Origin of the sequence: Ginsengibacter hankyongi (assembly GCF_008710285.1) — a bacterium.
Classification (GTDB): domain Bacteria; phylum Bacteroidota; class Bacteroidia; order Chitinophagales; family Chitinophagaceae; genus Ginsengibacter; species Ginsengibacter hankyongi.
In genome coordinates this window covers 194,866-217,196 of sequence record NZ_VYQF01000003.1, presented here as the reverse complement: position 1 = coordinate 217,196, position 22,331 = coordinate 194,866, and the positions used below count along the sequence as shown (strand labels likewise).

Genomic DNA, 22,331 nt, shown 5'->3' with positions numbered 1-22,331 from the left:
AAACATATAAATTACAGTTAATGTTTTACATAATTATCTTGAACCTTCTGCAACGTGATTAATTTTAAGAAGAATTTCTAATTTCTTTTGCGGTATCATTTTTGCCAGTTGTAGTTTCAATTTAAAATCAAAGTGTACTTGTATGAAATCTATCCTTTTATCCTTAACCTTTTGTGCATTTGGAGTAAACCTGCATGCGCAAAATCTGCATCTTAATTTATTCGCCGGCACATCAAATTATTCGGGAGATCTGCAAGATAAAAGATTTACGTTCTCTCAATCTCATTTAGCAGGAGGGGCGGGACTTTCATACGATATTACCAATCATTTTTCTGTACAAACAGCGGTTGCTTTTGGTACCCTATCAGCAAATGACAAATATGGACGGAATAAATTTCGAAACCTTAATTTTACCTCGGGCCTTACAGAGGTGAGCGCAGGTGTTCAATATTTTATAACTCCGCTTTCAGACCATGTGCTGACTCCCTATGTTTTCGCCGGACTGGCTCTATATCATTTCAATCCTTACACGAATGACACCTCTGGTGCGAAGAATTATTTAAAACCATTGAGCACGGAAGGTGAGGGGTTCATTGCCGGTAAGAATAGTTACAACCTCACCCAATTTGCAATTCCTTTTGGTGCAGGTGTAAAATTTTCTTTGAGTGATAATGTAAACGTTGGTTTGGAAATAGGATATCGAAAACTATTTACCGACTATATTGATGATGTAAGCAGTACTTATGTCGATCAAACTTTATTGCTTACTAACCGTGGACCAAAAGCGGTGGAACTTGCGTACCGGGGAAATCAAATCAAAAACGGCGATCCTTATCCAGCCGGAGGCACTATAAGAGGAAGTGCAACACATAAAGACTGGTATTATCTTACCGGTGTTACCGCTTCGTTTCGTTTATTCTCAGGAAACGGGCTAGGAAGCGGTCTTGGCAGACATTCAAAATACGGATGTCCCGCTAATGTTAATTAAGATCATTTATATATTTCCGAATAAAATTTCTGCCGGGCCGAGTGTATACAGATATTCATTTAAACTTTAATAAGCGGATTCTGTTTTATCTTTATGCTCACTATGGCTTTTAAAAATCTCCGCGAATTTATTAACCTGCTTGAGAAAGAAAATGAATTAGTAAGAATTAAATCTTATGTAAATCCACATCTCGAAATAGCTGAAATTACAGACAGGATCAGCAAAAATAATAATGGCGGTAAAGCTTTGTTGTTTGAAAATACAGGGTACGATTTTCCTGTTCTTATGAATGCTTACGGAAGCGAGAAAAGAATGTGCCTGGCACTTGGTGTCAACAATCTTAATGATGTGGCTCATGATATTGAAAACCTGTTCCAGCTTCTATCTTCTCCGAAAGAAAACATAATTGATAAACTTAAGTTGTTGCCAAAACTTGGGCAATTTGCAAGCTGGATGCCAAAAGTTATTAATGGAAGAGGGGAGTGTCAAGAGGTTATTATGGAAGATCCAGATATTACTAAGCTTCCGGTTATAACATGCTGGCCAAAAGACGGTGGTCCATTCGTTACGCTACCCGTTATACACACCAAAGATCCAAATAATAATGCGAGGAATGTTGGTATGTACCGTATGCAGGTATTCGGACCTAAGCTTACCGGTATGCACTGGCATAAACACAAAGTTTCTGCAAAACATTTTAATGAATATAAAAAATTAAATAGGCGTATGCCCGTAGCCGTTATACTTGGTGGCGACCCGGTTTATGCATACTCAGCAACTGCCCCGCTGCCGGAAAATGTGGATGAGTATATGCTTGCAGGCTTTTTAAGAAAGAAAAAAGTTGAACTGGTAAAATGTATTTCACAGCCGGATATAGAAGTGCCTGCTGATGCTGACTTTGTTATTGAAGGTTATGTTGATCCGAATGATGAATTAATTTGGGAAGGACCTTTTGGAGATCATACCGGTTATTATTCTTTGCCTGACTGGTATCCTAAATTTCACATAACTGCTATAACGCACAGGAAAAATCCTGTTTACCCTGCAACTATCGTAGGCATCCCGCCACAGGAAGATGCCTGGTTGGGTAAAGCAACGGAACGCATATTTTTAGCTCCCATGAAAATGACAATGGTTCCTGAAATTGTTGACATGGAAATGCCGGTAGAAGGAGTTTTTCACAACCTGGTTATTGCAAAAATTAAAAAAGAATATGCAGGACAGGGGCAAAAGGTGATGAATGCTATGTGGGGAGCCGGGCAAATGATGTTCAATAAAATATTAGTACTAACGGCGGATGTAAACGAAAAACATATTGATATTACTGATTATGAGAAATTAGCAAAAGACGTTTTTAAAAATTTAAACCCTTCTGCAGATATTTATTTTTCGCAAGGGCCGATGGATGTATTAGATCATAGCTGTAGCAAGTTAGGTTTTGGCGGCAAAATGTGCATTGACGGAACTTATAAATATGAAGAAGAACTGGACGAAAACTATTCGTCTATGCCCCCCCGTTTTACGCGGGAAAATTTGAATGACTTAACGCGGTTATTTCCTGAATTAAAAGCAATCAATTTTTCTTTAATTGATAAAGAGATTCCGGTCCTAATAATTTCTATTAAGAAGAATAAAAAAAATCATGTGGAGGAATTACATAAATCTATGATGGAATTGGATTTTATGGAAGGGATTAAAATGATTTTGTTTGTAGAGAATACCGTTGACGCAAATGATCTTACCGTTTCCCTGTGGCGCTTCTGCAATAACCTGGATCCGCGTCGTGATCACTTCATTATAAAGAAGCAATCAACTGTTGATGGAGGCAAATATTTTGCCTGCATTGGTTTTGATGGAACTATTAAAACAAAAGAGTTCGATGATTTTTACCGGGACTGGCCAAACATCATTATAGCCGATGATGAAACAATTAAATCAATTGATCAAAAATGGAACGACCTTGGACTGGGCCAATTTATCCCTTCACCTTCATTAAAATTCAAGAACCAAATGTATGGTCAGGAAGCAGTAGCTTCTGTCTAATAAAAAAAGGGAAGCGGAGCTCCCTTTTTTTATTTAAATGTACTATAATCAGTTATATTAAATATCCGTTGCTTCTCCGTAAGCCACTGCAGTAGCTTCTTTCACAGCTTCACTGATTGTTGGATGGGGATGAATTGCATTTAATATTTCGTGTGCTGTAGTCTCTAATTTGCGCGCAGCGACAACTTCAGCAATTACTTCGGTAACGTTATATCCTATCATATGGCAGCCTAGTAATTCGCCATATTTTGCATCGTAAATTATTTTTACAAACCCGCCGGTAGCGCCGGCTGCTGTAGCTTTTCCGCTTGCACTAAAAGGGAACTTGCCTACTTTCAGTTCATAACCTGCATCCTTAGCCGCTTTTTCTGTATAACCAACAGATGCTATTTCAGGAGTGCAATAAGTACATCCCGGAACATTATTATAATCTATCGGTTCGGGTTTTTTTCCTGCAAGATGTTCTGCCGCATTGATGCCTTCCTTTGTCGCTTTATGAGCCAGTGCCTGGTTGGGCGTGCAATCTCCAATTGCATAAACTCCCGGTACATTGGTTTGCTGATTGGCATCTACTACAATTCTTCCTTTATCTGTTTTAATTCCTACTTGCTCCAAACCAATATTCTCAATGTTTGCGGTTATACCCACAGCACTTAATAGCACATCAGCCTCAAGTGTTACTTCTCCATCCTGCGTTTTTACTTTTGCTTTAACCCCATTACCGCTAGTGTCAACACTGGTAACTTCGCTATTCACCATAATGGTAATTCCTTGTTTTTTAAAACTCTTTTCTAATTCTTTAGAAATGTCTTCATCTTCTACAGGTACTATCCTGGGTAAAAATTCAACTATGGTCACTTTTGTTCCAAGGCTGTTGTAGAAATATGCAAATTCGGTTCCGATAGCTCCTGAGCCAACTACTATCAATGATTTTGGTTGCTCCGGTAAACTCATAGCAGCACGGTATTCAATTATTTTTTTACCATCTAATTTTAATGCAGGTAATTCCCTGGCTCTTGCCCCTGTGGCAATTATAATATTTTTTGCCTCCAGTGTTTGTTTGCTACCATCAGCAGCTGTTACCTCAAGTTTATTAGGAGTTAATAATTTCCCGTTCCCCATTACAACGTCAATCTTATTCTTCTTCATTAAAAAGGTAACGCCTTTGGTCATTTTATCAGCCACGCCGCGGCTGCGCTTAATTACATTTCCAAAATTTTGTTTAAAATCATTTACTTCAATACCGTAGTCGGCAGCATGTTTCGCATATTCCATCACCTGCGCACTTTTCAATAATGCTTTCGTGGGAATACATCCCCAATTGAGGCAGATACCTCCCAGGCTTTCACGTTCAACTATTGCAACTTTTTTTCCCAGTTGCGAAGCTCTGATTGCTGCGGGATAACCACCGGGTCCACTTCCTAATACTATTACGTCGTATGCCATGTTCTGTTATGTTTTTAATTATAAAAAGGCTTATTTAGAGCGTTGCAAAATTACTTTAGAATATGCAAAGCGCAAAAAGGCTCGATTCTTTAGCTGGTTTCTTTTTTAATGTTATTTTTTAAGTTTGTTATAGTGGGCCTTTTGTTCCGAGATACTTTTAAGAGTATTAATGCTTAAATTAAATTCAAAGCCAATAAGCACTACAAGCGAATTAAGGAAGATCATTATCATTACGACCATTATACTTCCTATGGACCCATACAAAATATTATAGCGCCCGAAATTATTTACAAAAGCTGAAAAGCCGATTGTAGCAATAATACTCAACGTAGTAGCTATAACGGCGCCCGGAGAAACAAGTTTCCATCTTTTTTTTGTAGAAGGCGCATATTTGTAAATAAATGCGTAAGAGTAGAAAATGAGCGCTATTATAAAAGCCCATCTTCCATATAAAATAACATGTCGTATATGCCTATTCGTTATGCCAATAAGATCAAGAATATTACTTTGTACGAGCAGCAAAATAAAGCAAACCATTAATAGCCCAAATAACAAGATCGTCAATTGTATGGCGATCCATCTTTTTTTTAAACCTTTAACTTTTTTAAAACCAACGTAATCTTTATTGAACGATCGCATTAATCCCATAACGGCATTTGATGCAAAAAGTAAGGATAAGATGAAAGTAAAAGAAATCAGGCCAATCTTTGATCCGTCAATAAACCCATCCACAAATTGTATAATCCCTTTGTTATTCGCTTGTGCGGGAATTATATCGGTTATTAAAAAATGAAGCTGATGTTTTAAACTTTTTTTGGAGACAAAAGGTAAACTGGGAATTAATGTAAAAATAAAAAGACAAGTCGGCGGAATGGCCATAATAAAATTATATGAAATCGCAGCGGCTCTTTCTGTGAGATGTGGAACACTAAAATTTTTGCCATAGTATTTCAGTACTTCGTATAATGACATACCCTGGAACCCGGTTGGGGACCATTTCTTACTTTTCTCAATAAGAAAATTAACCGGGTGGAATTCTGTAAATATGCGAACAATTTTTATCAAAACTTACCGGGATGATTTTTTGTTGAAGTTAATGAGCTGCATTTATAAATCTAAAATAGGCATTAAAAAGCTATTGATTTTCCTGTTTTTCTTTCAATGAACTGTCCAGTGCATCGCGATAGGCTTTTGCGTAAGCCGAATGCTCCTGGAATGTACTTGAGAAATCCGATAAGCCGCCTGAGTTTGGACGTGCAACAAAAAATAAATAATCAGTTTCGGGAGCATCTAAAACTGCATCGATTGTTTTTATAGAAGGCGTGTTTATAGGACCTGGGGGAAGCCCTGTGTGTAAATAGGTGTTATACGGCGAAGGGTAGCTCAAATACTTAAAATAAATTCTTTTCAAACCGAAATCCTTCATCGCAAATTTTATAGTGGGATCGGCAGCAAGCCTCATTCCTTTTCGTAGCCTGTTGATATAAACACTTGCAATTTTGCCTTTATCTTCAGGTCGATTGGTTTCCTCTTCCACAATGGAAGCAATGGTATAAACTTCTTTAGGAGTCAGGTGTAATCGCTCCGCCTTTTGTAATCTATCTTCATTCCAGAACTTATGCTCTTCACTATATAATTTTTTAAACACATTGGTAACCGGTGTATTCCACGTGTACGTGTAGGTGTTAGGAATTATAATGGTCATCACGGTATTTGTATCTACATCAAATTGTAAAACGGAATCGTTGTTATTTAAAAAATTAATAACAGTGAGTGAATCAGTTTCAAAATTATCGGCAATTTTTTTTGCAAGATCCTCTTTGGTTCTAAGCTTAGTAATAATAAGATTCACGGGGCTTTGTCTTCCGTTACGCAACATTTTCACAAGGTTTACAACGCTCATGCCATCGGTTATTTTATATTTACCGGCTTTCACATTTTTATCATAATGAGAATAGGTTGCCACTTTATCAAACCAGAAGCCCGTTCCAATAATCCCATTTTTCTTAAGGCTGTCTTTTACTTGCTGGTAAGTTGCGCCGGAATGTATGTAAAAAAATTTCTTCGCAGGTGGTTGTATAGTTGGTCCAAAAAACTCCCATGCACCATAAATAAGAATAAGGAATATAGCTACGAAAAAAAATAAGATAATTCTACGGATTTTCATTTTACTTAAAATTCACAGGTGATTAAAGAGGGCAGACTTTTTTAATTGTTTGTCAAAGTAAATAAAAAAACCCTGCCTTTTTGAGACAGGGTTATTAAAAAGTGTTATAAATTATTTTGACGGATTCGCAGGCAGTGTGGATGGTTGCGTTAAAGGAACTGTGTTTTGTGGTTGAGCCGGATTTGTTGCAGGCGCATTATTAATCAGGTTGTCATTTTCGCTGCCGCCAGTTTTAGGGATAAACATTGCCGAAGTAAGACACAAAACGCCAATTATTGCAGCAAAAAGCCATGTGCCTTTTTCGAGCACGTCTGTAGTTTGTCTTACACCCATAAGCTGGTTTCCAAATCCTCCCAGGGATGAGGAAAGACCGCCGCCTTTTGGATTTTGAACTAAAATAATAAGCCCTAAAACTATAGATGCAATAATAATTAGAACTAAAAAAACGATTAACATATTAATTTGATTTTATACTTTCAATTCTGGCCGCAAAGTAAGCGCTTTTAGAGGGATTAATCAAACTTAATTTACTAAACATTTCAATTGCTTTTTCCTTTTTATCCTGTTTAATTAGCACTTCTGCCATAGCTTCAGTAAGTATTTCTGTATTAATGTTCGATTCATCCGCAGAGGTTTGAATTAATTTTTCAGTTGCTAAACTTTGTTCCTCTAATTTTCCCGGGTGTAATTTTTTCATGCTCTTAAGCCATGCGGTAAAACTTTTCATTTGGCTGCCAAGTTTATCGTTGGTGAGAAGTTCTTCAGTTATTTTAATTCCCTGCGACGCAAAATAATCAACCGTATGTAAAGGCTCAAATGCAATTATTTCTTCCTCTTTTTCTGCAATTTCATTTGAGACAGGCTCTTGTTGCTGAAAAGTATTGCTTGTTACAGTTTCATTAAAATTATCTTTTGTTTCATCGGTTTGCTGTGTACCTTCTTCTCTGGAATCCTGCGAAATTATTTTGGTTTCTGTCTCATTTGCTTCGCTGGCCATTTCCTCTATTTGCGAGACTTGCGAAAAATCAGTTTCTGCATTTTCATTTGCAATTGATTCTTGTTGACGTAAGGAATCTATTAAAGTTGGTTCCTCATAATTTTCTTTGATTTCATGCGGTTCGTTGATAAAATTTTCCAGGGGAGAAATTTTCATTTCGCCTTTACCCTCATTTGTTAATTCCTTCTCCAGCGAATTATGCCGGTCAATAATTTCATGGGTAATATTTTGTGAAACCTTATTACTTAATTGAAACTGCAACCAATGTTGATTATTGAAAAGCAACGCTGTTTTTTTTGCTAGCTTTTCAAAACCAGGATGAGCGATTTTTTTATAATGATATAAAAGAAGAAATACCGCTAACGAACTGGAAGGGTATTCTTTTGCATTTTTTTCAAGAACATCAGTTTCCTTTGATCCTTTTTGATAGAAATATTCAGAATAAGATATGCCCTCGTTCATAAAATAAATTGGTGTTAATTACCAGTTGGAAAAAATTTTATTGAAAATTGCGTCAGTTATATTCTTTACAATTTGATCGCCTAATTGTGATTCAGCCTGCGGTAGAGTTAACTGCGCCGAAAAATCATAATTGCTGGTTACGTCTGTTTCTTGATCTTTGGTATGATCAAGATTGTCTTTAAAAATCAAATGGAAGGTTACGTTCAGCCTGTTTGTATTTGCGTTCTGACCTGAGATACCGGTGGTTGTTACACTGTAATCAGATAAATAACCACTGATATCATAATGCGCATCGTCATTGTTGGTTTGCCTGAGCCTTGTTTGCCCGATAATTTTTTGTTTCAGTTTTTCTGTGATTTGCGGTGTTAACTGAGGATTTACATAGCGTGCTTTATTTTCCAGGTAATTTACCCGGAAAGTTTTCACCTCCGGTGGAATAGGAGCAGTATCTTTTGTAGAATATTTACAGGTTGCAAAGCTTAATGTAAAAAACAAGAAGCTAAGCAAGCCGACCAATTTTATATTTGAGTTGAGTTTCATTTTTTTATTACAGTAAATTTTCAGAATTACACAAAAGCCTCATCCAAATTCTCTTCGATAGATATGAGATGCTATTTATAAAAATTTATCTTGTTTCATCTTATCAACTTATTAACCAATCAACGTTTTCGATTACTCATTAATGTTATATTCTTTAAGTTTCCTGTAAAGCGTACGTTCACTGATGCCAAGGTCGCTTGATGCATCTCTTCTTTTGCCGCGATGTTTTTTCAATGCTTTAATGATCAGTTCCTTCTCGGCATCCATAATACTTAGGGATTCCTCCACTTCGTGATGCTCATCAATATTATTACTTTTGGGAGTAGTATTAAGAACCACTGGCTGACCAGTTGATAAAGCAGGACTTATTTGTTCGTTATGAAAATCGTCCAACATTTTTTCATTACGAAAATTATAATTGCCATTAATTGAAGAAGGGTTTTGCATGGCTTCAAAAAACATTCTTTTCAATTCTGTCACATCTTTCTTCACATCAAAAAACAACTTATATAATATTTCTCTTTCGTTGGCAAATTCCTTCTGGTTCACGCCGGTGCTGCCTGAAGCAAGCACGGGCAATCTCGTAAAATTGGTTTCCGGCAAAAATTTTCGCAATTCATCACCCGTAATATTTTTATCATGAGCAAGTACCGAAATCTGTTCCGCAGTATTTTTCAATTGTCTTACATTGCCGGGCCATGGAAAATTCATTAATACGTTTTGTGCGTCTTCATCCAATTGTACGGGCGGTGATTTATATCGTTCTGCAAAATCAGTTGCAAATTTTCTAAACAGTAAGTAAATATCTTCTTTACGATCTCGTAATGCCGGAACCCTTATTGGAACTGTATTTAAACGATAATAAAGATCTTCCCGAAACCTGCCGGTATGAGTATATTCCAATAAATCTTTATTGGTGGCGGCTATAACTCTCACATCAGTTTTTTGTACTTTGGAAGACCCCACGCGAATGTATTCGCCGGCTTCCAGAACACGAAGCAATCTTGCCTGAGTTCCCAGCGGCATTTCACCAATTTCATCTAAAAAAATAGTTCCTCCGTTTACCGTTTCAAAATATCCTTTGCGGCTGTCAACTGCTCCGGTGAAAGAACCTTTTTCATGTCCAAAAAGTTCGGAGTCAATAGTTCCTTCAGGAATGGCGCCGCAGTTAACTGCAATAAAAGGATTGTGCTTACGTGCAGAAAGCGAATGGATAATATGAGAAAAAACCTCTTTCCCAACGCCACTTTCGCCATTTATTAATACACTCAAATCTGTATTGGCTACCTGTGTTGCAACTTCAAGTGCATACATAAGTGCCGGAGAATTGCCTATTATTCCAAACCTGTTTTTTATTGCTTGCTGATCCATTTACTTTTATTCTATTAATTATTTTTTAATCTTCCTATTAATGTTCCTGCTGTACAACTTTCAATAACTACATCAGCATAGTCGCCTTTCTGCAAATTTTCATTTTTAGGAAACACAACCACTTTGTTATTGTCACTTCTTCCTGCCCAATGCTCATCACTTTTTTTTGAATTACCTTCTATTAAAACTTTTGCCGTTTTACCCACTTCTTTCTGCATGCTTTTTAATGAATGAATTCTATGCAAAGCAACTACTTCCTGCAACCTGCTTTTTTTTATTTCTTCAGGCACATCATCTGTAAAGCGTCTTGCAGCAAGGGTTCCGGGACGCTCTGAATAATAAAACATATAAGCCAGGTCGTATTCACAATATTCCATCAGGCTTAATGTTTCTTTGTGATCTTCGTCTGTTTCTGTACAAAAGCCGGTGATAACATCAGTTGAAATTCCACAACCGGGCAATAATTCACGTATCCTATTTACTTTTGATAAATACCATTCTCGTGTATAAGTCCGGTTCATCATTTGCAAAATCCTTGTGCTGCCACTTTGTACTGGCAAATGAATATACTTACAGATGTTTTCATATTTAGCCATTGTAAACAGTACTTCGTCTGTAATATCTTTTGGATGGGAAGTAGAAAATCTTACACGAAGTAAAGGCGATATTTGTGCAACTTTTTCAAGAAGTTTCGCAAAGGAAACCATTTCACTTTCGTCCGGATTTTGCCAGGAATAACTATCAACATTTTGACCAAGCAAAGTCACCTCACGATAACCTTCATCAAATAAACTGATACATTCGTCCAGTATGGATTGCGGATCACGGCTTCTCTCACGGCCACGGGTAAACGGAACCACACAAAAGGAACACATATTGTTGCAGCCACGCATGATGCTTACAAAAGCTGTAACCCCATTACTGTTTAGTCGTATTGGAGAGATGTCCCCGTAAGTTTCATCACGGCTTAATAAAACATTTACTCCTTTCTGGCCGCTTTCAGCTTCTTCAATTAATCCTGGCAAACTTCTATATGCATCCGGTCCTACAACAATATCAACTAATTTTTCTTCTTCAATAAATTTCGATTTAAGGCGTTCGGCCATGCAACCTAACACACCAATAAGAAGTCCCGGATTATATTTTTTTACTTTCCTGAATTCAGTGAGCCGTTTTCTTACAGTAAGTTCAGCTTTTTCCCGGATTGAACAGGTGTTCAAAAATATCATATCTGCCTCCTGGAAATGTTGTGTTGCTCCAAAACCATTTTCGTGCAGAATAGAAGCTACCACTTCACTGTCAGCAAAATTCATTTGACATCCATAGCTTTCAATATAAAATTTTCTTGCGGGTGAATTACTTAATGATGGAGCAGGAGCAAAAGCCTCTCCCTGCCTTGCTTCATCATGTTTCTTATTTATTTCTACATCCAGCATTTATTAGTTTTTAAACGGACTGCAAATATAAATAAATTAAACATGGCGACAAGATGGCAGAAAGTTAATAATATTGTTATTCATAAACCCATTACATACCAAAAGCCTGTCATGAAAATTTGTAATTCGATTTTTGTTGTTCCACTTCTATTTATCGTTTCTCCATTATTTTCTCAACAACTTTTTACGACAACAGAAGTGAAGAGTGCAATGCAAAAAGGTACTCGGACACCCAACGGAGAACCCGGAAAAAATTATTGGCAAAACAAGGGAGACTATACTATCCATGTAAATTTTGATCCTGCTTCGAATCTTCTTTCAGGAAACGAAGTAATCACTTATTATAATAACAGTCCTGATACCTTGAGGGAACTTATTATAAGACTGTACCCGGATTTGTATAAGAAAGGCGTGACAAGATTAAGTGAGATTGATGAGAAAGACTTGAATGAAGGAGTTTCGATTGATTCATTTCAAATAGGGAATGAAACCATTAACAATTTTTCTGATCCCGGTAAAGCATTTCATAAAAACACTAATCTTATTATTCATCCTGGCGAATATATTTTACCGCATTCAACGGTTAAGCTTTCCGTACGCTGGCATTATACTTTAAATACCGGTTCGCCAGTGCGTACAGGCATGGTCGATAGTGGTTCTTATTTTATTGCTTACTTTTTTCCAAGAGTTTCTGTTTACGATGATATTGACGACTGGGATACCTGGAGTTATAACGGCACGCAGGAATTTTATAATGATTTTGGAAATTTCAATGTAGATATTTCTGTTCCTAAAGATTATGTTGTTTGGGCTACGGGGGATCGTTTGAATGCTCCAGAAAATTTTAGCGATAAGATTATCAAAAAAATGAAAATCGCTGCTACGTCCACAAAAATTATCCACGTAATAGATGAGACAGATTATTCAAAGCATGATATATTTTCACCAACAGCCACGGGTACATGGAAGTTTTCAGCAAAAGATGTAACCGATTTTGCATTTGCAATAAGCAATCATTATTTATGGGATGTAAGTAGCGTTGTTGTTGATTCTTCTACAGGAAGAAGAACGTTAGCTGAAGCAGCCTATAATAAAATTCATTTGGATTATTTTGACGTGGCCAACCAGGCGCATCAATCTGTTTTTTATATGAGTCATTTTTATCCCAAATATCCCTTTCCTTTCAATCACGAAACAGTTTTTGACGGAACGGATCAAATGGAATACCCGATGATGGTGAATGACAATCCAACACAATCGCATAAAGATGCGGTACAACTTACATCACATGAAATATTTCATAGTTATTTTCCATTTTTTATGGGCATCAACGAAACTCAATATGCGTGGATGGATGAAGGATGGGCCACCATTGGCGAATCAGTAATTTCTCCATTAATGGGCGAACCGGAAGATGAAGGCATCTTCAGTAAAAAGAGGTACGAAGCAATCTCTGGAACTGATAAGGATGTACCATTAATTACAAATACAAAGTTGTACAGTGATGCCGCTTATTTGTCTAACTCTTATGGTAAAGGAGGATTATGCTATTATGTATTGCAGGATTTGTTGGGCGATAAACTATATTTTAAATCGTTGCATCAATATATGAACGACTGGAATGGAAAACATCCTGTTCCCTACGATTTCTTTTACAGTTTTAATAATGCTTCCGGCAGAAATTTAAATTGGTTTTGGCAAAAATGGTTTTTCGAATGGGCATATCCTGATCTCTCAATAAAAAATGTTGAAAAATCCGGAGCGGGTTCTAAAATTACAATTGAGAATAAAGGAGGATTGCCTTTGCCGGTGTACTTAACAATCACCTACTCCGGCAAAATAATTGTAATAAAATATACTGCTGTGGTATGGAAAGATGGAAAAACGGTGATGTCGCTGCAAACTAAATTACCTTTTTCCGTTATCGACAAGGTTAAGTTGGGCAATGAATTTATTCCGGATAAATTTGAAAAAAATAATACCTGGATTAAAAACAAATAGCTGAAATACTATTTGCTATTTAAGAATGGAACTCTTTTAGCGAGCCAGCTTTTCTTAACAGGGATAATCCATTCCTTTAATAATTCTTCTTTAGTAAGGATCGTATTATTAAAGTATAAAGTGTCTGCAGTTAAAATACCTTCTTCTAAAAAATTATTTACCTGCGACAAGGGAATAAGCTGAATTCTTTCATCGACTATAAAAGCAAGCATTTGCCTGTCGAACATGTCTACTTCAAAATCTTTCTCAATGTTTTTAATTAATCTAACCGAGCTATCGGTGCTGCATCCGCTTACACCTGAAGCAGTTTCATCTGCCATGAAAATTACAAACTGACCGAAAAATAAATTACCAAATGCTTTTACCGGTGTTCCATGGCTTTTCCAATTGCTGGCAAAGTCTTTCAAAAGCTCTTCAATTTGTATGGCTTCAGGAACGTTAAAAACTCTGTTACTTTGATAAATCCAAACATGCGAGTTGTCATTAAAGTCTTTGGGGACCGAGTCCTGAAAATCTAGATTCATTCTGTAAATTTAAACAGGATTTTTATCTTCTAAAAAAAAGGTAATAAATTTTTGTTTTTTTTAATTCGCTTGTCCCAGTTTTCTTAAGTAAGCAACATGCGAAAGAATTGCATGTCTCATCTTTGGATATTCGATGTATTTAATTCCGTAATCGTTGCAGGTGCGCTTAATAATTTTACTTATTGCAGGATAATGCACATGAGATATTCTTGGAAACAGGTGATGTTCAATTTGAAAATTTAACCCGCCTACCAGCCATGATATGAGTTTGTTTCCGGTAGAGAAATTAGCCGTGGTTGCCACCTGGTGTATGGCCCATTCGTTTTCAATTTTATTAGTAGATTCGTTGGGCATAGGAAATTCAGTATGCTCCACCGTATGCGCAAGTTGAAACACGATGCTTATTACAAAGCCGGTAACCATTGTAATAGTTAGAAAACCAACTAACCAGGTAGTAAAGCCCAAGAGCCAAATAGGCAATGCAACAAACATAAATGCATAACCCAACTTTGCAACCCAGAAAGATATATGTTCTCTAACTGTCATTTTTCTCAACGCAACGGGACCTATCTTGCCGGAAAAATATTTCTTGTAGTCTGACATAAATATCCAAACCAAATGAAGCAATGTATATAAAAACCAGAAATAATAATGCTGGAATTTATGCATCTTCATCTTTTTCTGTGTTGTGGCAAACCTAAGCCAGGGGCGTGCTTCAATGTCATCATCAATTCCATCAATATTGGTATATGTATGATGAATGATGTTATGCTTCATATTCCACATAATGGCGCTAGCTCCTAAAAAATTTAAAGAAAAACCGGCCATCTTATTCAACACTTTGTATTTACTAAAACTTCCGTGAGCCCCATCGTGCATAACGTTGAAACCGATCGCAGCGGTAAGGCCGCCAAATAAAACACATTCAGGTATCGCAGCCCAAACCATCGGCGTAAAGAAAACAAGGTGAACATAAATTAAAATATATCCAATGCAGAAAAGCACAGCCTTCATAAGTAATGCGCTGTTACCCGTCATTGGTTTTTTGCGGTCAATAAAATATTGGTTCACACGATTTTTTAATTCAATATGGAATTCGCCCTTTCCCTGTATGAATTTTGGATTTGCCATTTTGTTTAATTAATGAGTTATAGTTTGCGCTGCTAATTAACGCAGCATTCTTTTTTTAAGTACTTTTTTGAATCAATGCATCAAAGGTTTTTAATCCTATCATTTTTTTTGAAAGGAAACCTTCCGCATATTTTACTCCGATCATTTTACCAAACATTTTTGCACGGTTTATAATGCTTTCTAAAAATTCCGGAGATGAAATATAGGTTTGCGGTTCTTCGTTGCTTGCGTTTGCGTTATAAAATTGCGTGGCAAATGCTTCTATCGACTCAATTTTTTTATCAAAAACACTTGATACATCTATTACAAAATCAGGTTTAAAATATAAATCCTGTATGTAATTAAAAACATATTTCGGCCTCCATGCTTCCTGCTTTTGATTATTCTCATCAGTTGTTTCTATTTTCATCAATCCTGATAAAAATGCTGCATCATTTACCAATTGTGCTGAACGGCCATGATCCGGGTGCCTGTCGTCCGGCGCATTGCAAAGAATAATTTCCGGCCTGTATTTTCTAAGAACTGTTATAATTTTCCTTTGGTTTTCTTCATCATTTTTGAAAAAGCCATCTGCCATTTCAAGATTTTCTCTTACATCTATTCCTAAAATAGTAGCAGAGTTTTTTGCTTCTTCTTTTCTTGATTCTGATGTTCCTCTTGTGCCCAGTTCCCCTTGTGTAAGATCAACAATACCTACTTTTTTTCCATTATTTTTTTCGATAAGAAGGGTCCCAGCACAACTTAATTCTATATCATCGGGATGAACACCAAATGCTAAAAGTTCTAATTTCATTCTAATAAAATAACACTCTAAAAAGAAGGGACGAAGTAAAACGATATTTCAGGCCGTGAAGATAGGTAAAAAAGAGTAGTTTTTAGCTATACGCTTGTTATAAACAATTAACAATTTAAAAATAAATTAAAGCAGCGCTATTAAAATTAACCTGAATAGCCATACATTTTTTGAACCTCTCTTACAATAGATTCTATCTCTGCATCCTGGCCCCTAGCATCGTAAGGTTGTTTAAGATCACTGCCAAAAAAGAAGGCAACTGTTTGCCAGAATCGTGCTGTGAGGCCACCTTTTAACTCTTTCACAATATCGTAGCAATTGATGCCTTTCGTTTCCCTGTTTATCAGCTTCATCAATACCTTACCCTGGTAAACAGATAAATTGGTTAATGGTTCAGTAAATTCTTTCTTTAATTCTTTCTCGCGGCTATTTATATACTTACTTATAAATAACTTGTCATGGTTTCCTGCAATATGTTTTTCTATATCATTAAAAACTATACCTGCACGCTTTGCGTAAGGATAGGTAACGTACACAGCATTTCTTAGTCGCGTCCATCTTTGCCTTGCCGTTAAATTCCCCTTCCATAAATATACACCGGCTAAAACCTGGGCTGGTATTGTATCGCCTTCATAAACAACTGCACTAGTTATGATAGTATCATGCTGCCCATATTTTGATTGTGCCTTTATATTATTGAACGGGCTTAATATTATAATAATAAGTGAGAAGGTAACAGGGGCGCTATAGTTACGGATGATAGGCATTGCGTCTGTAAATTTATATTATTATAAGGTGGATTGCAAAAAATTCAATGGCAATAATTTGACCGTAATAATTAACTGTTGGCTACTAAAAACATATAAAACAAACCAGCCAGCACGAATAATACGGACAATGCAGTTATATAATTAGCTGCTTTAGCTCTTCGCCCGATTGAAACTACAAATCCACAAGCCATAATTAACAAGCCGGCCCACACAAGATTTATATATGGAAAAACGTAAGCTTTTAAGGTTATAAAATCGGTTGGGATATCAGATTCTTTCACACCAATTTTAAATTTCTTATCATTTGCAAGGCCAGCGAGATTTAAAAACAGGTTTTGCCTGATAAGTGTATCATCAATAAAATTAATTTGCTGATTACTGATTACGAGAGCAGGGTAGGCCTTGGTTTTTGTGCTATCCTGGCCGTAAACGGTGATGTCTGCAACCAAGGCAGTATCAGACGGAGTAAAATGAAATCTTTCGTTATTTGGATTTTTAAGAACATCATTTAAAACAAAATAACCTTTCGAATAGAACACGGTATCTTTTATGCCCACTTCATGAATTTTAAATTGAGCCGTATCCGCATCCTGGTTCTTTACAGAAATGGTAGATATATAGGTAAACACATCATGGGTTAGATAATGTCTTGTACCCGGATTAGAACTGAGGTTATTATCCTTCATGCGATAAGAATCCGGGGCTAACATAAAATCTTCTGTTGATTTACCGGTTGTACTATCAATTTTTTGAAAATGAAGTTTGTAAAAAGTCCGGTTTTTTTCAGAGGCTGCAGAATCCCTGAGATAAGTAACCGTATAGTTCCCCATTTGAGTGGGAACATTTTTTAAAAGAGTAAGATTTTCCATTGGATCTTCGGTCTGTCTGCCGGTAGGGTCTTTATCAAATGGAATAAATAAGCCCGTTTTGCGATTATCACTTATTACCTTTTTATTTCCAGATGAAATCAACATTCCTGTGATCATCAATGCAAAACCGAGGTGGGCTATTGCTGCGCCGCCAGCTTTTAAATTTCCTTTTAACACTGTTTTTAAATAAGCAGCGTTAGCAATTACTGAAAATATGGATGCGAACAAAGCGATGTAAATGGCGATTAAAAAGCCGGGCCCTTTTTTGGTGTATTCTATCGGGTAAAAAAATACGAGTAAAAATGTAAGTATAACGGCAATGCTTACAGGCAGCGCTATATTTTTTATAAGATACTTCTTTTCTGTATTTCTGTATTTTAAATATTGAGAGAATGCAGTAAGTACTCCTATTATAAAAGCAACCAAAACCAATACTTTGTTGTAGGTAAATTCCCTGTCCTGCGGGTCCGCATAATTTGTTCCGAAAACTTTATTATAAACAGGTAAAGAAGTTACGCCAATTATAAAAAGAGCAGCGAGAAAAAATATCAGTGAACCAATAAACATCCAGAATTCTCTTGATGAAATATTTTCTTCTTTTTGTATGGCAGGTATTTTCTTATAATTATAAACGAAAAGAAACAATACCGGGAGTGAAATGATAACAACATAAATCCCGATGAGCACATTCATTGCCAATCCTGCTTCGGTAAACGAGTGAACAGACGTATCGCCCAATATTCCTGTACGGGTTAAAAAGGTTGAATATAGAACGAAGAAATAAGCTAATATAATAAAGAGGTAAGAAGCTCTTAAGGCATTGCCTGTTGAATTATAAACGGCCATGCAATGCAACCCTGAAATGAGAATCATCCAGGGAACAAGCGCTGCATTTTCAACGGGATCCCAAGCCCAATAACCTCCGAACGATAATGATTCGTAAGCCCATTTTCCTCCCATCATAATACCCACACCTAATACGCAGCAACTAAACAAAGTCCAGGGGAGTGCAGGTTTTATCCAGTCTGTAAAATTTTTTGTACTAAGAGATGAATAAGCGAATCCTAACGGTACTATCGTACTCGCAAATCCTAAGAACAAAATTGGCGGATGTATAACCATCCAATAATTTCTTAATAAAACGTTTAAACCGATACCATCTTTTATAAATGATAAATAATTTGGTTGACTAAATATAGGGCCATTTATTTCGTTGCGTGTTAATACAAAAGGACTGCTGCCAATACGTGTATCGCCAATATAAATTCCAACAATCATTAACAACAAAACAAATTGAGCAAGCGTAACGATAGCAAGAATAGGAGCTTCCCTTTTTTTACTAGTGAAAATAAGTATGCTCCCCAAAACACAATGCCATAACGACCATAAAATAAAACTTCCTTCCTGGCCTTCCCAAATGCAGGCTAATAAGTATTTTGGTTCAAGCTCTTTTGACGCATGTTTGTAAGAATAGAGGTATTCAAAATAATGATGAGAGCAGATATAATAAATGGTAATGAAAACAGTAACCAAAGAAATAAACTGGATAAAGAAGGCGCCGCGGGCAAAAAATATCCATGAGCGTTTTTCCGAATCATTCTTAATTGCAGAAGCGTAAAAATAAGCGACGGATGAGACCAGAGACGCTACAAAGGCAAGTAACACAAAAAAATGCCCAACCTCTCCCGGTAATAAATGTTCACCTTCAAACTTCATGTGGCTGTTTAGTATTGAGAAACCGTTTTTTCCAATTGTTTTTTATCGTCTTTATATTTTGAAGGACACTTAAGCAAAATGTTATCGCATTCAAAAACATTTCCTTCCATTTTTCCTTTCAAAACTATGCGATCACTTTGTTCTAATTCGGATGGTTTTGTATTATGATAGATTACTTGTGTACTGCCGCCAAGGCTGTCGGTTGCATAAAATGAAAGGTAATTAGGATCTTTTATAGCATCATATTGTATTGGCTTTGATTTATCAAGCCTTGCAATAAGGTGTACATATTTGCCCGGTTTTTCTTTTGCAGAACTTATAGTATCATAGGTTGAAAAATCAACCGAGTACATTAATAATACGCCTATTGCAGCTGCAATTGCTACCAAAATAATAATGCTGGAAGTCTTCATATAATTTTAATAGCTGCAAATTTAGTTTAAAATAGGATTAGTATTTTATAAAAATTCATGATACTCGTCAGGTAGTTTTATAATCAAAATCAAATAATATGGCCAAACTACCTCCTCATTCTAAATTGCCAGTTTGTTTGCACTAAATTCCGGCAGTGATCACATTCTATAGCTCGAATGACTGATTCCTCATCCTGATTCACGACCTGGATTGATTTTCAATACTTAGAGGATTTGTATCTCAGTAAATTTACTATTATCCATAAGAGGACTTATACTCTTGTATGCCGGGTTTTTGTGAAATAATTTTACTCTTGAGAAATAATAATGATTCTAAATCGTTATTTGTTTTGGTGATGTATGAAATATCTATACCATGAAAAATTACAATGTCATTGCTGAGTATACTGCCTTTGTAATTCCGTCTCTTGGGGACAGGAAGTCGGAGATATCGACGTGTAACGATTCAGATTCATACTTTACAGATTTTCAACCCCGTTTTTTTAAAAGACTTGAATTGACTCAAAGGAGTTGTCAATGTTGTGCTTTAAACATTGCTCTTAAATTAAACCCTTTTTTATTGAGACTCGAGCCGCCTTGTTCATGCTTAACAAGGAATAATAGAAATAGCCAAATAAATCCATCTTTATGAAAAAAATTTTTTACCTAATTGCTTTTTTAACATGTTGGATTGGTGCAATTGCGCAAACAGTAACTCCGAGCCTTAAGGCTGGTTTTGGTATTGAAGGAGAGTTACGGGCTAACTTTTACAACAATTTCGCTCAGTCCGGCAATGACGACTGGTTTAATATGGGTACCCCTGGATCAGGAGCGTTTGTAATTGACACAACCGGGGCTGCCAGTATCGTGTCACGATATGCCAGCGATCCTTCATTCCGTCAATTACCGTTTTTCCGGACCATGAGGTATCCTGCCTATTCGATTGTAAATAATAAAATGTTATTGGATGCGATTTTTATACGCGATTATCATGGCACCGATTCCACAATATTTGCGTCCGGTGCCAGTAAAAATGGGGAGAGCCCGGCTGATTGGACATGCCCGGTAGCGCAATCAGTTCCGGATAAGAATGAGATTTTGGATATGATGGTACATGTGAGAAGAGCAGGGCCGAATTCCACAGATTCGCTTTGGATGTTTGGCGGTTTATCTATTGAAAATACAACAGGCGATCGTTATTTTGATTTCGAAATGTACCAGACAGATATCTATTATGATAGGGCTACCCAAAGATTTTACGGGTACGGGCCAGATGCTGGTCATACTTCTTGGAAATTTGATGCTGCCGGTAATATTACCCAGCCAGGAGATATTATTTTTTCAGCTGACTTTGGGAGTTCTACCTTATCGTCACTTGAGGCACGTATTTGGGTCAATAGCGCTTCCTTATCAACAACTCCGGTTGATTTCAACTGGAGTGGTTCCTTTGATGGCGCATCCTCAGGCTCGCAATATGGATATGCAGGTATTTTACCTAAAACCGCAGGAAATTTTTACTATGGAGTTGAAAGCCCTAATAATACATGGGCAGGGCCTTTTTCGTTAGTTCGGGGAGATAATAGTGTAGTTACCACTTATACTGCCGGCCAGTTCATGGAGATTGGTGTTAATCTTTCCAAAATAGGATTAGACCCTGTGACATTATTAGGATCAAATAGTTGCGGTATGCCCTTCAGACGTATCTTAGTAAAGTCAAGAGCGTCGACATCTTTTACATCTGCGCTTAAAGACTTTGTTGGTCCATTTGATTTCTTCCTTCCGGCCAGGGCAAATATTCAGTCCGATCAATCTGTTTTGTGTGGATTGATAGGTAACAGTACAATAAGGGTAACAAATCCTTTGTCGACTTCTACGTACACCTGGTCAACCACTGACGGACATATTTTAAGTACAAGTTCGACAGGAGATTCTATAGTAGTCGATTCTGCAGGGACCTATGTAGTAACTCAACAACTTCAGGCGGGATGTTCTACGTATGCAACAGATACCGTAGTAATTTTTTATAATAGTAATTGCTTTGTTTTAGAGAATAAGCTTTTGGGCTTTAGTGGAAATATGTCTAAGGGCGAGGCACATTTAAACTGGGCAATCTCGCAAAGCGATCAAACCGGGTATTTCAATGTTGAACGAAGTGTTGACGGAGTAAATTTCGTTTCAGTTAGTAAAGTATTTGCAAATCGAGATGAGATGTTAATTCATGAATACTCAGCTTCCGATACGCCGGATGAAACATCGTCGGGCCAAATATATTACAGGGTAAAAATAACAAATAAGGACGGTAGCGCATCTTATAGCAAAACTATCAGGTTGTTTCTTGGAGATAATGGCAAACCGGGAATAAGTATTGCGCCAAATCCGGTTAGGGGGAAATTAAACCTTAACATTTCTTCCTTAGGTGAAAATGAGATACAACTATTTATCTACGATGGATCCGGAAGGTTGATGAGAAAATTACATACGACCGTACCCAATGGAAATTCATCTTTGACTCTTACCGATTTTCAAGGATGGCCACGAGGTATTTATTCAGTGAAAGCACTTTTAGGTGAAAATTCGTACGTCGAAAAAATGGTGTTGGTGAAATAGAAATATTGCCGCTTTTTGCATTTGCCGCAATAATTGGGTTAATAACTGCGTTTTCAA

At 36.7% G+C, this 22,331-nt stretch carries 18 protein-coding genes; 4 read left to right on the top strand and 14 right to left on the bottom strand.

What is annotated here, in order from left to right:
- Positions 1-142 precede the first annotated feature (142 nt).
- On the top strand, positions 143-988 hold the full coding sequence (locus tag FW778_RS13185) for a DUF6089 family protein (protein ID WP_150415229.1): 846 nt from the start codon (positions 143-145) through the stop codon (positions 986-988).
- 102 nt (positions 989-1,090) lie between these two features.
- Positions 1,091-3,031: a menaquinone biosynthesis decarboxylase gene (locus FW778_RS13180; RefSeq protein ID WP_150415228.1), complete on the top strand. Its 1,941-nt coding sequence runs from the start codon at positions 1,091-1,093 to the stop codon at positions 3,029-3,031.
- A gap of 57 nt (positions 3,032-3,088) precedes the next feature.
- On the opposite strand, the gene lpdA is transcribed toward FW778_RS13180, so the two are convergent.
- From lpdA to miaB, 8 genes are all read right to left on the bottom strand, one after another.
- On the bottom strand, positions 3,089-4,477 hold the full coding sequence (gene lpdA, locus FW778_RS13175) for a dihydrolipoyl dehydrogenase (protein WP_150415227.1): 1,389 nt from the start codon (positions 4,475-4,477) through the stop codon (positions 3,089-3,091).
- A 111-nt stretch (positions 4,478-4,588) separates the two neighbouring features.
- Positions 4,589-5,542: a YihY/virulence factor BrkB family protein gene (locus tag FW778_RS13170; protein ID WP_150415226.1), complete on the bottom strand. Its 954-nt coding sequence runs from the start codon at positions 5,540-5,542 to the stop codon at positions 4,589-4,591.
- Positions 5,543-5,612: 70 nt separating this feature from the next.
- The gene (gene mltG, locus FW778_RS13165) at positions 5,613-6,644 is read right to left on the bottom strand and encodes an endolytic transglycosylase MltG (RefSeq protein WP_150415225.1); all 1,032 of its coding nucleotides are present in this window, start codon (positions 6,642-6,644) and stop codon (positions 5,613-5,615) included.
- A gap of 111 nt (positions 6,645-6,755) precedes the next feature.
- Positions 6,756-7,100, bottom strand: a complete 345-nt coding sequence (secG, locus tag FW778_RS13160) for a preprotein translocase subunit SecG (protein WP_150415224.1) — start codon at positions 7,098-7,100, stop codon at positions 6,756-6,758.
- A 1-nt stretch (position 7,101) separates the two neighbouring features.
- Complete coding sequence (locus FW778_RS13155) at positions 7,102-8,103, bottom strand: hypothetical protein (RefSeq protein WP_150415223.1); 1,002 nt, start codon at positions 8,101-8,103, stop codon at positions 7,102-7,104.
- An 18-nt stretch (positions 8,104-8,121) separates the two neighbouring features.
- The gene (gene lptE / locus FW778_RS13150) at positions 8,122-8,643 is read right to left on the bottom strand and encodes an LPS assembly lipoprotein LptE (protein WP_150415222.1); all 522 of its coding nucleotides are present in this window, start codon (positions 8,641-8,643) and stop codon (positions 8,122-8,124) included.
- 132 nt (positions 8,644-8,775) lie between these two features.
- On the bottom strand, positions 8,776-10,014 hold the full coding sequence (locus FW778_RS13145) for a sigma-54 interaction domain-containing protein (RefSeq protein ID WP_150415221.1): 1,239 nt from the start codon (positions 10,012-10,014) through the stop codon (positions 8,776-8,778).
- Positions 10,015-10,028: 14 nt separating this feature from the next.
- Positions 10,029-11,450, bottom strand: coding sequence for a tRNA (N6-isopentenyl adenosine(37)-C2)-methylthiotransferase MiaB (miaB, locus tag FW778_RS13140; protein WP_150415220.1), 1,422 nt, complete (start codon positions 11,448-11,450; stop codon positions 10,029-10,031).
- A gap of 111 nt (positions 11,451-11,561) precedes the next feature.
- Between miaB and FW778_RS13135 the strand changes: the two genes are divergently transcribed.
- Positions 11,562-13,451 (top strand): M1 family metallopeptidase, encoded by a 1,890-nt coding sequence (locus FW778_RS13135; RefSeq protein ID WP_150415219.1) that lies wholly within the window; start codon positions 11,562-11,564, stop codon positions 13,449-13,451.
- 8 nt (positions 13,452-13,459) lie between these two features.
- Here FW778_RS13135 and FW778_RS13130 read toward each other — a convergent pair whose 3' ends face one another.
- The 6 genes from FW778_RS13130 to FW778_RS13105 form a co-directional block, all read right to left on the bottom strand.
- A complete protein-coding gene (locus FW778_RS13130) occupies positions 13,460-13,975 on the bottom strand; it encodes a hypothetical protein (protein WP_150415218.1) in 516 nt (171 codons plus the stop codon).
- Positions 13,976-14,035: 60 nt separating this feature from the next.
- Positions 14,036-15,106: a fatty acid desaturase family protein gene (locus tag FW778_RS13125; protein ID WP_150415217.1), complete on the bottom strand. Its 1,071-nt coding sequence runs from the start codon at positions 15,104-15,106 to the stop codon at positions 14,036-14,038.
- Positions 15,107-15,161: 55 nt separating this feature from the next.
- On the bottom strand, positions 15,162-15,899 hold the full coding sequence (gene bshB1 / locus FW778_RS13120) for a bacillithiol biosynthesis deacetylase BshB1 (RefSeq protein ID WP_150415216.1): 738 nt from the start codon (positions 15,897-15,899) through the stop codon (positions 15,162-15,164).
- Positions 15,900-16,045: 146 nt separating this feature from the next.
- Complete coding sequence (locus tag FW778_RS13115; protein WP_150415215.1) at positions 16,046-16,666, bottom strand: DUF4294 domain-containing protein; 621 nt, start codon at positions 16,664-16,666, stop codon at positions 16,046-16,048.
- A 71-nt stretch (positions 16,667-16,737) separates the two neighbouring features.
- On the bottom strand, positions 16,738-19,254 hold the full coding sequence (ccsA, locus tag FW778_RS13110; protein WP_150415214.1) for a cytochrome c biogenesis protein CcsA: 2,517 nt from the start codon (positions 19,252-19,254) through the stop codon (positions 16,738-16,740).
- Between the two features lie 8 nt (positions 19,255-19,262).
- Positions 19,263-19,667 (bottom strand): cytochrome c maturation protein CcmE domain-containing protein, encoded by a 405-nt coding sequence (locus FW778_RS13105; protein ID WP_150415213.1) that lies wholly within the window; start codon positions 19,665-19,667, stop codon positions 19,263-19,265.
- 648 nt (positions 19,668-20,315) lie between these two features.
- Between FW778_RS13105 and FW778_RS13100 the strand changes: the two genes are divergently transcribed.
- Positions 20,316-22,274, top strand: a complete 1,959-nt coding sequence (locus FW778_RS13100) for a T9SS type A sorting domain-containing protein (RefSeq protein ID WP_150415212.1) — start codon at positions 20,316-20,318, stop codon at positions 22,272-22,274.
- Positions 22,275-22,331 lie beyond the last annotated feature (57 nt).

Excerpts from the sequence above, each read along its gene's own strand:
- FW778_RS13185 (WP_150415229.1), top strand. The coding sequence starts at position 143 with ATGAAATCTATCCTTTTATCCTTAACCTTTTGTGCATTTGGAGTAAAC.
- FW778_RS13180 (WP_150415228.1), top strand. The coding sequence starts at position 1,091 with ATGGCTTTTAAAAATCTCCGCGAATTTATTAACCTGCTTGAGAAAGAA.
- lpdA (WP_150415227.1), bottom strand. The coding sequence starts at position 4,477 with ATGGCATACGACGTAATAGTATTAGGAAGTGGACCCGGTGGTTATCCC.
- mltG (WP_150415225.1), bottom strand. The coding sequence starts at position 6,644 with ATGAAAATCCGTAGAATTATCTTATTTTTTTTCGTAGCTATATTCCTT.
- secG (WP_150415224.1), bottom strand. The coding sequence starts at position 7,100 with ATGTTAATCGTTTTTTTAGTTCTAATTATTATTGCATCTATAGTTTTA.
- FW778_RS13155 (WP_150415223.1), bottom strand. The coding sequence starts at position 8,103 with ATGAACGAGGGCATATCTTATTCTGAATATTTCTATCAAAAAGGATCA.
- lptE (WP_150415222.1), bottom strand. The coding sequence starts at position 8,643 with ATGAAACTCAACTCAAATATAAAATTGGTCGGCTTGCTTAGCTTCTTG.
- FW778_RS13145 (WP_150415221.1), bottom strand. The coding sequence starts at position 10,014 with ATGGATCAGCAAGCAATAAAAAACAGGTTTGGAATAATAGGCAATTCT.
- miaB (WP_150415220.1), bottom strand. The coding sequence starts at position 11,450 with ATGCTGGATGTAGAAATAAATAAGAAACATGATGAAGCAAGGCAGGGA.
- FW778_RS13135 (WP_150415219.1), top strand. The coding sequence starts at position 11,562 with ATGAAAATTTGTAATTCGATTTTTGTTGTTCCACTTCTATTTATCGTT.
- FW778_RS13130 (WP_150415218.1), bottom strand. The coding sequence starts at position 13,975 with ATGAATCTAGATTTTCAGGACTCGGTCCCCAAAGACTTTAATGACAAC.
- FW778_RS13125 (WP_150415217.1), bottom strand. The coding sequence starts at position 15,106 with ATGGCAAATCCAAAATTCATACAGGGAAAGGGCGAATTCCATATTGAA.
- bshB1 (WP_150415216.1), bottom strand. The coding sequence starts at position 15,899 with ATGAAATTAGAACTTTTAGCATTTGGTGTTCATCCCGATGATATAGAA.
- FW778_RS13115 (WP_150415215.1), bottom strand. The coding sequence starts at position 16,666 with ATGCCTATCATCCGTAACTATAGCGCCCCTGTTACCTTCTCACTTATT.
- ccsA (WP_150415214.1), bottom strand. The coding sequence starts at position 19,254 with ATGAAGTTTGAAGGTGAACATTTATTACCGGGAGAGGTTGGGCATTTT.
- FW778_RS13105 (WP_150415213.1), bottom strand. The coding sequence starts at position 19,667 with ATGAAGACTTCCAGCATTATTATTTTGGTAGCAATTGCAGCTGCAATA.
- FW778_RS13100 (WP_150415212.1), top strand. The coding sequence starts at position 20,316 with ATGAAAAAAATTTTTTACCTAATTGCTTTTTTAACATGTTGGATTGGT.